Genomic DNA, 11,644 nt, shown 5'->3' on the forward strand with positions numbered 1-11,644 from the left:
CGCTCGACAGGACCTAGACCGGTTCGGGTTCGCGGATGCGTTGGGAGATGACGGCGGAGACGCCGTCGCCGCGCATGGTGACGCCGTAGAGGGCGTCGGCGACCTCCATGGTGCGTTTCTGGTGGGTGATGACCAGGAGCTGGCTGTTCTCGCGGAGTTCCTCGTAGATCTCCAGGAGGCGGCCGAGGTTGGTGTCGTCCAGGGCGGCCTCGACCTCGTCGAGGATGTAGAACGGCGACGGGCGGGCCTTGAACAGCGCGACCAGGAACGCGACCGCGACCAGCGAACGCTCACCGCCGGACAGCAGCGACAGCCGCTTGACCTTCTTGCCCGGCGGGCGGGCCTCGACATCGATGCCGGTGCCGAGCATGTCGTCGGGGTCGGTCAGCACGAGCCGGCCCTCACCACCCGGGAACAGCCGGCTGAAGACGTGCTCGAACGCGATCTCGACGTCCCGGTACGCCTCGGTGAAGACCTGCTCGACCCGCTCGTCGACCTCCTTGACGATGTCCATCAGGTCACGCCGGGACTTCCGCAGGTCTTCGAGCTGTTCGGAGAGGAACTTGTGCCGCTCCTCCATCGCCTCGAACTCCTCGAGCGCGAGCGGGTTGATCTTGCCGAGCTGGTTCAGCGCCCGCTCGGCCTGCTTGAGCCGTTTCTCGACCTTGGTCCGGTTGAACGGCTCAGCCTCGAGCTCCAAGGTGTCGTCCTGTGAAGGAACCGGCGGCACCAGCTGGTCCGGTCCGTACTCCGTGACCAGCGCGTCCACCTCGATACCGAGCTCACCGAGCGCCTTCTCGTACAGCTGCTCCAGGCGCATCTTCTGCTCGGCCCGGGCCAGCGCGTCCCGGTGCACCGTGTTCGTGAGCTGCTCCAGCTCGGAGCTGAGGTTCCGCGTCGCGGAGCGCGCCTGCGCGAGCGCCTGCTCACGGTCGGCCCGCTGCGCCTGGATCGCCGCCCGCTCGGACGCTGCCAGCTGCAGCGACGACTCCAGCCGCGCCAGCACGTGACCGGCGGCCAGGTGTACGGCGTTCGCCGCCTCGGCCTGCCGCGCCCGGCGTGCCGCCCGCGCGATCGACCGGGCCCGCGCCTCGCGCTCCTGCCTCGCCGCTCGTTCCAGCGAGTCCGCGCGACCGGACAGCGCCCGGGCCCGCTCCTCGGTGGTCCGCAGCGCGAGCCGCGCCTCCATCTCGGCCGCACGCCCCGCCTTGGCCTCCTCGGCCAGCCGGTCGCGCTGCGACGTGTCGGGCTCGTCGCCGTCGTCGTCGAACGCCTCTGCGTCCGTCAGCCGCTCTTCGAGCTCGGCGAGGCCGGACAGGTTCCGGTCGCGCTCCTCCTCGGCGGCCGCGATCGCCTCGGCCATCCGCTCCGCCTCGCCGCGCGATGCTTTCGCCAGCGATCCGAAGTGCCCGAGCTGTTCGGCCACCGCGGCCATCGACGCATCCGACTCGTGCAGCCGGGCCAGCGTGATCTCGACGGACTCCTTCTGGCGGGTCCGCTCGTCCTCCAGGCCCTGCAGCTCGAACCGCAGCCGCTCGCTCCGCGCCGTCGCCTCGGTCAGCTTCTCCGACGCCTCGTCGACCGCGGACTGCACCTCGATCAGGCTGGGTGCCGCATCCGACCCGCCGTACGCGAAATGCGCTCCGAGTACGTCGCCGACACGCGTCGTACACGTGACGTCGGGCAGGTTCCGCAGCAGGGACCGCGCCGCGTCCACGTCGTCGACGACCGCGACCTTGCGCAGCAACCGCCGCAGGGCGGGCCGCAGGGTCTCCGGGCATTCCACGACATCCACGGCGTACGACGCGCCGTACGGCAGCGCCGGCCACAGTGCGTAGTCGTCGGCCGGGGCGTCGCCGAGCAGCATCCCGGCGCGGCCGAGGTCGTGCTCCTTGAGGTGACCGACGGCGTGCAGCGCCGCGTCGGTGTGGGTGACGGCGACCGCGTCCGCGGCCTCGCCGAGCGCCGCAGCAATCGCCGTCTCGTACCCGGACCGCACGCTCAGCAGGGCGGCGACCGAACCCATCAGCCCGTTGACCTGCTCCGACGCGGCCAGCAGCGCGCCGGCCCCGTCCTTCCGGTTCAGACCGAGCTCGAGCGCTTCCTTCCGGGCAGCCAGACCGGTGCGCTCACGCTCCGCGTCGCGCTCCTCGGCCCGCAGCTTCGCCAGCCGCTCATCCAGCTCGTCGAGAACCGCCTGAGCAGCCTCGTACTGGTCGTCGAGGCCCTTCTCGCCGGCGTCCAGCCCGGCGACCTGGGTCTCCAGCGCGGTGAAGTCGTGCTGCGCCTTCGCGGCCCGCGCCTCGGCCTCACGCCGGTTTGCAGCGAGCCGGCCGATCTCGGACTCGGCGGCGGCCGCGCGGCTCTTCAGCGCGTTCACCTGGCCGGTCAGCCGGGCCAGCCCTTCGCGGCGGTCCGCGGCGGCCCGGATCAGCGCCGAGATCCGGCGCTCCTCCTCGGCCTCCTGGGCCTCCAGTTGCTGGCGGCGCTCGACGGATTCAGCGAGCAGCTCGGAATGCGCCTCGACCTCGGCCTCGATCTGCGCTTCGGTCTCCCGGACCCGTGCGGCCTCCAGTTCGAGCTCCTCGGGATCACGCCCCGAGCGCGGCCCGTCCTCGGCCTCGTCGTTCAGCGACCGGATCCGGTCCGCCGCGATCCGCGCCGTACCTTTGATCTTCTCGCCGAAGCCGGACAGCTGGTACCAGGTGTCCTGGGCGGCCTGCAGGGCCGGCGCGTCCTCGCGGAGCGCGTCCTCGAGCTCGGCCTCCAGCTCACGGGCCTCGCGCAGCTTGGCCTCGGTCTCGGTACGCCGCTGCGTAAGCGCGGCCTCGTCCCGCAGCTCCGCCTCGAGCGCGGACTGCGCCTGGACGATGTCGTCGGCGAGTAGCCGCGCGCGGCCGTCCCGGACCTCCGCCTGGATCGTCACCGCCCGGCGCGCCACCTCCGCCTGGCGCCCGAGCGGCTTCAACTGGCGGCGGATCTCCTGGATCAGGTCCCCGAGCCGGTGCAGGTTGCCCTCGGTGGCCTCCAGCTTTCGGATCGCCTTTTCCTTGCGCTTGCGGTGCTTCAGGACGCCGGCGGCCTCCTCGACGAACCCGCGGCGGCCCTCCGGCGTGGCGCGCAGGATCGAGTCCAGCTGGCCCTGACCGACGATGACGTGCATCTCGCGGCCGATCCCGGAGTCGCTGAGCAGCTCCTGGACGTCGAGCAGACGGCAGTTCTGGCCGTTGATCTGGTAGTCGGACCCGCCGTTGCGGAACATCGTCCGGCTGATCGTCACCTCGGCGTACTCGATCGGCAGCGCGCCGTCGGTGTTGTCGATGGTGAGCACCACCTCGGCGCGGCCCAGCGGGGCGCGGCCGGAGGTGCCGGCGAAGATGACGTCCTCCATCTTGCCGCCGCGCAGCGACTTGGCGCCCTGCTCACCCATCACCCAGGCCAGCGCGTCCACGACGTTGGACTTGCCGGAGCCGTTCGGTCCGACGATGCAGGTGATGCCTGGTTCGAAGTTCATCGTCGTCGCGGACGCGAACGACTTGAAGCCTCGGAGCGTCATGCTCTTCAGGTACAAGGCGAAGCTCTCCAACCCGTGAAAGGACAGACGGTACCGAAGGAACCGCCGTAGCTGTTCGTCACGCTGCCGCTACCCGGGGGAAGGTGTTCCGCTTCGCAGTCTACAAAGAGATCCGCGGATTCCAGCGGAGGCCAGGCCGTTGCCAGCCCGCCGGCGAAGATGGGTGCACAACATTAAGTGAATGTACAGTGCCTCTACATACCGCGGCGGCGGAGGCCCGGACGGGGGCCACCGCCGTTCGCGAGCGTAGCAGCTCAGTGCGGACGGTAGAGATGAATCTCTGTGCTTCAGACCGAAGCAGGAGTGCGCAGGGCCTCGTCGACCGTGAGCAGGCGACCCTCGTGGATCTGGGCCACCAAGTGGTCGTTCTCCGCCTGGAGCCGCATCACGTGCGCCTCCAGATCTGCGACGCGCCGGTTGAGCAGACGAACCTGCTCAAGCATGCGCGGGTCAGTGCCTCCAAGATGCCCTAGAAGAGCCTTGGCCATTGTGCTGTCCTCCGGAAGGGTTCTGGCCGGTCGCGCTCCGTATCGGGGTCATCAGGGAGCGCCGAAAATGTGTGCCGTCTTTCAGGGTGACACCGGCGAGGGCGACGGGTCAACCTGGGCCACGGTTATTAACGATACCTCGCTCACCAGCGGACCTGGCGCGGGACCGGCTGACATTTCGGGCACCGGTACGACGAACGGTTCATGAACGGCTCGCGACGGATCGGCCGGCCGTCCCGCGGGCACGGCGATCCCTCCTGCCCGTAGACGTTCAGGCCGCGTTCGAAGTACCCGGATTCGCCGTTCACGTTGACGTACAGGGCGTCGAAGCTGGTGCCGCCAACGGTCAGTGCCTCGGCCATCACGGCGTGCGCCTGCTCGAGGATGCCCCTTATTTGTAAGGGTTTCAGCGTTTCTGTCGCCCGGGCGTAGTGCAGTTTGGCCCGCCACAACGCTTCGTCGGCGTAGATGTTGCCGATTCCGCTGATCGCGGTCTGGTCCAGCAGCGCGCGTTTGAGCCCGGTCCGGCGGCGGCGGATCTTCGCCGTCGCGAGCTCCGGATCGAACAGAGGATCGAACGGGTCGCGGGCGATGTGGGCGATCTCGGCGGGCAGCTCGGCGCCGCCCTCGGAGTACGACAGACCACCGAACATCCGCTGGTCCACAAAACGGACCTCTCCGCCGTCGTCGGCGAACCGGAACCGGACCCGGAGATGCGGCTCGTCGGGCGCGCCGACCGGCTGGACCCGGAACTGGCCGCTCATTCCGAGGTGGGTCAATACCGCGTCACCGGACGTCAGCGGCAGCCACAGGTACTTGCCGCGCCGGGCCGGCTCCGCGAAAACCTGCCCCTTGAGCCGCGAGACGAAGTCCTCCGGCCCGGCGGCATGACGCCGTACCGGGCGGGGGTGCAGCACCTCGACGGTCTCGACGGTCCGCCCGGCGAGAAACTCCACCAGGCCCCGCCGTACGACTTCTACCTCAGGGAGCTCCGGCACTTCAGGACTGCGAAGGATCCACGCTGTCGGGATGCGCGGCGCGCAGGGCCTTCCAGGCGGTCTCGGCGGCCTGCTGCTCGGCTTCCTTCTTACTCCGGCCGATGCCGTGGCCGTACGTGTCGGAGCCGATCCGGACCCGTGCCTCGAACGTCTTCGCGTGGTCCGGTCCGGACTCCGCGATCACGTACTCCGGGACGCCGACGCCGAGCTGGGCGACCAGCTCCTGCAGCGACGTCTTCCAGTCGAGGCCGGCGCCGAGCCGGGCCGACGACTCCATCAGGTCGTCGAACATCGTGTGCACGACCTGGCCGGCCGTCACGAACCCACGGTCCAGATAGACGGCGCCGATCAACGCCTCGACGCAGTCGGCGAGGATCGACGACTTGTCCCGGCCGCCGGTCGCTTCCTCGCCCCGGCCGAGCCGCAAGTACTTGCCCAGCTTGAGATCGCGGGCGACACCGGCGAGGGCGCGCATGTTGACCACCGCGGCGCGCAGCTTGGCCAGCCGACCCTCGGACAGGTCCGGATGGTTCCGGAACAGCGACTCCGTGACGATGATGCTGAGCACGGAGTCCCCCAGGAACTCCAGTCGCTCGTTCGTCGGCAGCCCACCGTTCTCGTACGCGTACGAGCGGTGGGTGAAGGCGTGCTCCAGTAGTTCGTCAGCCAGCGATACGCCGAGCCGCTGGTTCAGCTCGGCGTAGAGCCCCGTTTCGTTGGCAGAGTTCACTGGATTGGTGCCGTTTAGCTCTCGACGACCTGGCGACGCTCGCCCTTCGCGCCGTACTGGCCGCAGTTCGGGCAGACGGTGTGCTGCAGGTGCTTCGCGCGGCAGGCGGGGTTCACGCAGGTGACCAGCGACGGGGCAGTCGTCTTCCACTGCGCCCGGCGGCTCCGGGTGTTGCTGCGCGACATCTTCCGCTTCGGAACGGCCACGGTTATGACTCCTCGGTTCGGCCGGGGGCTGGTGGACCCGGCCGGCTCAGTCTGACGATTTCGGTACTGCGGTGGTGCGGTGGAGCTGTTTTCAGTTGTCCTGCTCGTCCTGCGTGAGCAGTCCGCCGAGGGAGGCCCAGCGTGGGTCGGACCCGTCCTCGTGTTTGTGGCCGGGCTCGTCCGCCAGGCGTACCCCGCAGTCGGGGCACAGACCCGGACAGTCGTCCGTACACAACGGCTGGAACGGCAGTGCGAGCACCACCTGGTCCCTCAGCACCGGCTCGAGGTCGATCAGATCGCCCTCCATCCGGCTGGCCTCGTCCGGCTCGGCTTCGCTCTCCGGGTAGACGTACAGCTCCTGGACGTCAGCGAGGAACTCGTCCTCGATATCGACCAGGCACCGCGCGCACTCCCCGACCAGACGGCCACTGGCCGTTCCGGAGACGAGCACCCCTTCGACCACCGATTCCAGCCGTAGATCGAACTGGATCGGATCGCCTTCGGGGACGCCGATCACGTCGATTCCGAGATCCGCCGGCGCCGGGCTCGAGAAGGTGACTTCGCGTTGGGACCCTGCACGGCGGTTCAGCTCGTGCGTATCGATCACGAGTGGGGACCGCGGGTCCAAGACGCTCAGAACATCCCTTTCAGGCGTGGGCAGGCAAGAACTCGGTCTCGTCGAGACCGGTGATCTACACTACCAACTCCCCGGCAATGAGCCCAATCCGGGGGCAACCTACAGCGTGTTCAGTAACCGTGTGTGAACGGCGGGGGTCACGAACGTGCCGACGTCGCCGCCGAGGCGGGCGATCTCCTTGACCCAGCTGGACGAGATGAAGCCGTGTTCCGGCGCGGTCGGCAGGAAGACCGTGTCGACGCCGGTCATCCGCCGGTTCAGCTGCGCCATCTGCAGTTCGTAGTCGTAGTCGGCCGCCGAGCGCAGGCCTTTCACGATCACGCCGGCGCCCTCGGCCCGGCAGTAGTCGACCACCAGCCCCTCGAAGGAGCCGATCCGGACGTTCGGGAACGGCTCGACCAGCTCGGTGAGCATCTCGATCCGCTCCTGCGGCCCGAACAGCCGGTTCTTCGACTGGTTCACCCCGGCCGCGACGATCAGCTCGTCGAAGGCGGCAGCCGCCCGGGTGATGATGTCGAGGTGCCCGACCGTGGGCGGGTCGAAGGTCCCTGGAAAGACCGCCTTAACCATGCCGGTGACCGTACCAAAGGCGCGCCTCGCCGTACTTGCGGTCCCGCAGCGCGGCGAACCCCTCGGGCCAGTCCCACGGTTCCCGTTTCCCGCGTTCGACGACCACGACCGCGTCGTCGGCGAGCCAGCCGTGCGCCACCAGGTCGGTCAGCACGTCCTGCAGGTCGACCGTCTCCAGCTTGTACGGCGGGTCCGCGAACACCAGGTCGAACACCGCCGGAGCGTCACCCGCTGTCACCTTCTCCACGGGCCGGGTCAGCAGCGTCGCTCCGGGCAGACCCACGACCTTGATGTTGGCCGCGATCACCTCGGCCGCTTTCCGGTCCGATTCGACCAGCACGGTCTTCGCGGCCCCCCGGGACAGCGCCTCCAGCCCGATCGCGCCGGATCCGGCGTACAGATCGAGCACCGCGAGCCCGTGGAAGCTCCCGAACTCGGACTCGAGCGACGAGAACAGCGCCTCACGCACCCGGTCCGCCGTCGGCCGCGTCCCACTCCCCGCCGGTACGCCGATCCGCCGCCCACCGGCCGCGCCGCCGACGATCCGCGTCACGTCTTCTCCAGGTACTCGGTGGTCTCGGACTGCAGGGCGCTTCGTACGATCGCGAGCAGGTCCGGGAACTCGGACAGGGCGGGGTCCACGCCGACGATCCTGGTCGCCTCGTGCCGGGCCCTCAGGATGATGTCCTCGTCCCGGAGCACGCTCAGCAGTTTCAGGCTGCTGCGTCGCCCGGACTGCGCGACACCGAGGACGTCGCCCTCGCGGCGGGTCTCCAGGTCGATCCGCGACAGCTCGAACCCGTCGGTCGTCGACGCGACCGCGTCCAAGCGCCCGTACGACCTGGACCCCGCCCACAGGTCCGTGACCAGCAGGCAGAGCCCGGGCACCTTGCCCCGTCCGACCCGGCCGCGCAGCTGGTGGAGCTGCGAGATGCCGAACCGGTCGGCGTCCATGATCACCATCGTCGAGGCGTTCGGTACGTCGACCCCGACCTCGATGACCGTGGTCGCGATCAGTACGTCGATGTCCCCGGCCGCGAACCGGGACATCACCGCGTCCTTCTCGTCGGCCGGCAGCCGCCCGTGCAGGATCTCGACGCGCAGGTCGTGGAGGATCTCCGCGAGCGCCTCGGACACCTGCATCACCGAGATCGGCGGGCGGGCCTGTTTCTTCCCGCCCTCATCGGTCTCGAGGAGCTCGCCTTCCTCGTCCTTCGCGTTCTTGACGTCGTCCCCGATCCGCGGACAGACGACGTACGCCTGGTGGCCCTTGCCGACCTCCTCGCGGACGCGCGCCCAGGCCCGCTGGAGCCAGTCCGGCCGCTCCTTGGCGGGGACCACGGAGGACTGGATCGGCGACCGCCCCGCCGGCAGTTGGGTGAGCGTCGAGACCGCGAGGTCGCCGAACACCGTCATCGCCACGGTCCGCGGGATCGGTGTCGCGGTCATCACCAGCACGTGCGGCGTGTTCTCACCGGATTTCGCGCTCAGCGCGGCCCGCTGCTCGACCCCGAACCGGTGCTGCTCGTCGACCACCACGAGCCCGAGATCCGCGAACTGGACCTTGTCCTCGAGCAGCGCGTGCGTCCCGACGACGATCCCGGCGGCGCCGCTGGCCGCGTCGAGCATCGCCGTACGGCGGGAGGCCGCGTTCAGCGAACCGGTCAGCAGACCGATCTTGGTGGCATGTTCCGCGCCGCCGAGCATGCCCTGCTCGGCGAGGTCGCCGAGCATCTTGGTGAGCGTCTTGTGGTGCTGCACGGCCAGCACCTCTGTCGGCGCGAGCAGGGCGGCCTGGCCGCCGTTGTCGACCACGGACAGCATCGCCCGCAAGGCGACCACGGTCTTGCCGGAGCCGACCTCGCCTTGCAGCAGCCGGTGCATCGGGTGCGGCCGGGCGAGGTCGGCGAAGATCTCCTCCCCCACCTCGGCCTGTCCTTCGGTCAGCTCGAACGGCAGCCGCTGGTCGAAGTCGTCGAGCAGCCCACCGGCCTGCCGCGGCCGGGGTACGGCGCTCTGCGCGTCGAGCACCGCGCGGCGCTGGGCGAGGATCGTCTGCATCACCAGCGCCTCCTCGAACCGGAACCGCTGCTGCGCGTCGTGGATGTCCTTCTCGGTGTCCGGAAGATGCACCTTCTGCAGGGCGTCCCGGAGACCGAGCAGCTGCTCGTTGCGCAGGACCAGGTCCGGGACGGGGTCGTCGACGCGGTCGTCGAGGCTGTCCAGGACGATCTTGATGGACCGCTCGATCGTTGCGGTCGGCAACTTCGCGGTGGCCGGGTAGAGCGGGCGGAACGGCCGTGCCCGGCGTTCGATCTCCGCCTCGGTCAGGTCGTCCTCGTCGAGGATCTCGGTGCCGGGACCCTTCAGCTGCATGATGTCGCGGAACATCGTCACCTCGCCCCAGAACAGCGCGGCGGTGCCGGGGGTCAGCTTGGTCAGCAGCCAGGGCTGGTTGAAGAACGCCAGCTCCAGGTCGTTGCGGCCGTCGGTGACCACGACCTTGGTGATCGTGCGCTTCTTGCGGAACTTGTAGACGTCGTCGGGCTTGATCTCGATCTTGGTGTCCAGCGCGCGGGCCGTGACCTTCTTGACCCGGCCGCTGACGGTCGCCTGGTCGCCGACCTCGAGTTCGTCGAACGGGGTCAGCTCGCCCTTCTTCAGGTACCGCCGCGGGTAGTGCCGCAGCAGCTCGCCGACGGTCTCGATCTCGAGCACGTCGGCGAAGGTCTTGGCCGTCTTGGCGCCGAGGAAGTCCCGGAGCTTCCGGTCCATATCCGCCATCACTTCAACAACACCGCTATTCCACCCCGATCAGCAACGGGTACCTGTCCTGTCCTCCGTCGTACACCACGACATCGACATCTTTGCGTTGCCGGCGGACGTGCCGCTCGACGGCCGCGGCCAGCGCGGGGTCCGCGTCCCGGCCGGTGACGATCGTCAGCAGCTCGCCACCGCCGCCGAGCAACCGGTCGACGACTTCCAGCGCCGCGTCCTCGAGGTCGCCGGTGATCAGCGCGAAGTCGCCGTCGACGACGCCGAGCGCGTCGCCGATCCGGCACCGGCCGGCCATCGTCCAGGCGTCCTTGACCGCGATCGTGACGGCGCCGTGCCGGGTCTGCCCCGCGGCGGCCGAGAGGTGTACGACGTCGTCGTCGAAGCTGCGGTCCGGGTCGTGGACGGCGATCGCGGCGAGGCCCTGGACCTGGGCGCGAGTCGGGATCACGGCGACCCGGATCCCGTCCTGACGGGCGGCGGTGGCCGCGGCCTCGGCGACCGCGATCGAGTCCTGGTCGTTGGGCAGGATCACGATCTCGGGCGCCTGCGACTGCTCGATCGCCTGCAGCAGCTCGCCGGTGGAGCAGCGGCGGCCGGGGCCGCCGCGGATGATCCGGGCGCCGGCCTCGGTGAACAGGGCGGCGAGTCCGTCGCCGGCGACGACCGCGATCACCGCGCGGCCGGGGGCGGGTTCGTGGTGGTGGGCCTGGTCGTCGAAGTGGGTGACCCGGATCCGGTGCGGGCGGCCGATGTCGATGCCCTGCTCGATCGCGGCGCCGACGTCGTCGGTGTGGACGTGGACGTTCCAGAGCCCGTCGCCGCCGACCACGACGACGGAGTCCCCGAGCGCGGCCAGGGTCTGCCGGAAGTCGCCGATCTTGTCGTCGGGCGCGTCGAGCAGGTACATCACCTCGTACGCGGGCCCGTCCTGGCTCTCGGCGCTCTCGCCCTGCGGCTCGACTCTGGCCGGTACGTCGACGCGCACGTGCTGCCCGGTGAGCACCGACTCCATCGCGCCGAGGATCACGACGAGGCCGGCTCCTCCGGCGTCGACGACGCCCGCGCGCCGTAGTACATCGAGCTGGTCGGTCGTCCTGGTGAGGGCCTGGCGGGCGGAGGCGACGGCGGCGAGGCAGACGTCGGCGAGGGTCTTGCCGTCGTTCGCGGCGGTCATCGCGCCGGTGGCGGCGGCGCGGGCGACGGTGAGCATCGTGCCTTCGACGGGCTGCGCTACGGCGCCGTACGCGGCGTCGGCGGCGTACTTGAGCGCGTCGGCGAAGGCGGCCGGTTCGCTCATCTGCGGGTCGGCGAGGACGCCGTCCGTCTGGTGGTGCGGGAGGTTCTCGTCGAGGCGGAGGCCGCAGGCGCGGATCAGCTGGGAGGTGATCACGCCGGAGTTGCCGCGAGCGCCGAGCAGGGCGCCACGGCCGAAGGCCTGGATCGCCTCGGTGAAGGTCAGTTCGCCCTTGGGGAGCGCGTCGCAGGCGGCTTCCCAGGTCAGGTAGAGGTTGGTGCCGGTGTCGCCGTCCGGCACCGGGTACACGTTCAGCTCGTCGATCTCGGTCCGGGCTCGGGCCAGATCGGCCAGTGCGGTCCGCGCCCAGGCCCGCAGCACGTCAACGGTCAATTCCTCCACGCCCGGAAGGCTAGCGCGTAGGGTTCC

Annotated in this window: 10 protein-coding genes; all 10 read right to left on the bottom strand. The window is 69.9% G+C overall.

Translation table 11 applies throughout. The annotated features are described in order from the left end of the window. Positions 1 to 13: 13 nt before the first annotated feature. The 10 genes from smc to ACLJOO_RS41680 all read right to left on the bottom strand — a co-directional run bounded on the left by smc (position 14) and on the right by ACLJOO_RS41680 (position 11,617). Positions 14 to 3,556 (bottom strand): chromosome segregation protein SMC, encoded by a 3,543-nt coding sequence (gene smc, locus ACLJOO_RS41635; protein WP_410793776.1) that lies wholly within the window; start codon positions 3,554 to 3,556, stop codon positions 14 to 16. A 305-nt stretch (positions 3,557 to 3,861) separates the two neighbouring features. Then, entirely contained in the window at positions 3,862 to 4,017 is a 156-nt protein-coding gene (locus ACLJOO_RS41640) for a hypothetical protein (RefSeq protein WP_238151152.1), read from the bottom strand. Positions 4,018 to 4,205: 188 nt separating this feature from the next. After that, on the bottom strand, positions 4,206 to 5,060 hold the full coding sequence (gene mutM, locus ACLJOO_RS41645; protein WP_410793778.1) for a bifunctional DNA-formamidopyrimidine glycosylase/DNA-(apurinic or apyrimidinic site) lyase: 855 nt from the start codon (positions 5,058 to 5,060) through the stop codon (positions 4,206 to 4,208). Between the two features lies 1 nt (position 5,061). Then, a complete protein-coding gene (gene rnc, locus ACLJOO_RS41650) occupies positions 5,062 to 5,790 on the bottom strand; it encodes a ribonuclease III (RefSeq protein WP_410793780.1) in 729 nt (242 codons plus the stop codon). A 14-nt stretch (positions 5,791 to 5,804) separates the two neighbouring features. Continuing rightward, complete coding sequence (gene rpmF, locus ACLJOO_RS41655) at positions 5,805 to 5,996, bottom strand: 50S ribosomal protein L32 (RefSeq protein WP_130387616.1); 192 nt, start codon at positions 5,994 to 5,996, stop codon at positions 5,805 to 5,807. A 91-nt stretch (positions 5,997 to 6,087) separates the two neighbouring features. Then, positions 6,088 to 6,603 (bottom strand): YceD family protein, encoded by a 516-nt coding sequence (locus ACLJOO_RS41660; RefSeq protein WP_410793782.1) that lies wholly within the window; start codon positions 6,601 to 6,603, stop codon positions 6,088 to 6,090. Positions 6,604 to 6,732: 129 nt separating this feature from the next. Next, positions 6,733 to 7,203 carry a pantetheine-phosphate adenylyltransferase gene (gene coaD / locus ACLJOO_RS41665; RefSeq protein ID WP_410793784.1) on the bottom strand — a complete coding sequence of 157 codons (471 nt, stop codon included), beginning with the start codon at positions 7,201 to 7,203 and terminating at the stop codon, positions 6,733 to 6,735. Beyond that, positions 7,196 to 7,756 (bottom strand): 16S rRNA (guanine(966)-N(2))-methyltransferase RsmD, encoded by a 561-nt coding sequence (gene rsmD, locus ACLJOO_RS41670; RefSeq protein ID WP_410793786.1) that lies wholly within the window; start codon positions 7,754 to 7,756, stop codon positions 7,196 to 7,198. Before rsmD ends, coaD begins: the two co-directional genes overlap by 8 nt. Next, positions 7,753 to 9,987: an ATP-dependent DNA helicase RecG gene (gene recG, locus ACLJOO_RS41675; RefSeq protein ID WP_410793788.1), complete on the bottom strand. Its 2,235-nt coding sequence runs from the start codon at positions 9,985 to 9,987 to the stop codon at positions 7,753 to 7,755. Before recG ends, rsmD begins: the two co-directional genes overlap by 4 nt. Positions 9,988 to 10,003: 16 nt before the next feature. Next, a complete protein-coding gene (locus ACLJOO_RS41680; protein WP_410793789.1) occupies positions 10,004 to 11,617 on the bottom strand; it encodes a DAK2 domain-containing protein in 1,614 nt (537 codons plus the stop codon). Positions 11,618 to 11,644: the final 27 nt, after the last annotated feature.

It is taken from the genome of Kribbella sp. C-35 (genome assembly GCF_046549195.1).
Taxonomy (GTDB): Bacteria; Actinomycetota; Actinomycetes; order Propionibacteriales; family Kribbellaceae; genus Kribbella.

Excerpts from the sequence above, each read along its gene's own strand:
- coaD (WP_410793784.1), bottom strand. The coding sequence starts at position 7,203 with ATGGTTAAGGCGGTCTTTCCAGGGACCTTCGACCCGCCCACGGTCGGG.
- smc (WP_410793776.1), bottom strand. The coding sequence starts at position 3,556 with ATGACGCTCCGAGGCTTCAAGTCGTTCGCGTCCGCGACGACGATGAAC.
- ACLJOO_RS41640 (WP_238151152.1), bottom strand. The coding sequence starts at position 4,017 with ATGCTTGAGCAGGTTCGTCTGCTCAACCGGCGCGTCGCAGATCTGGAG.
- recG (WP_410793788.1), bottom strand. The coding sequence starts at position 9,987 with ATGGCGGATATGGACCGGAAGCTCCGGGACTTCCTCGGCGCCAAGACG.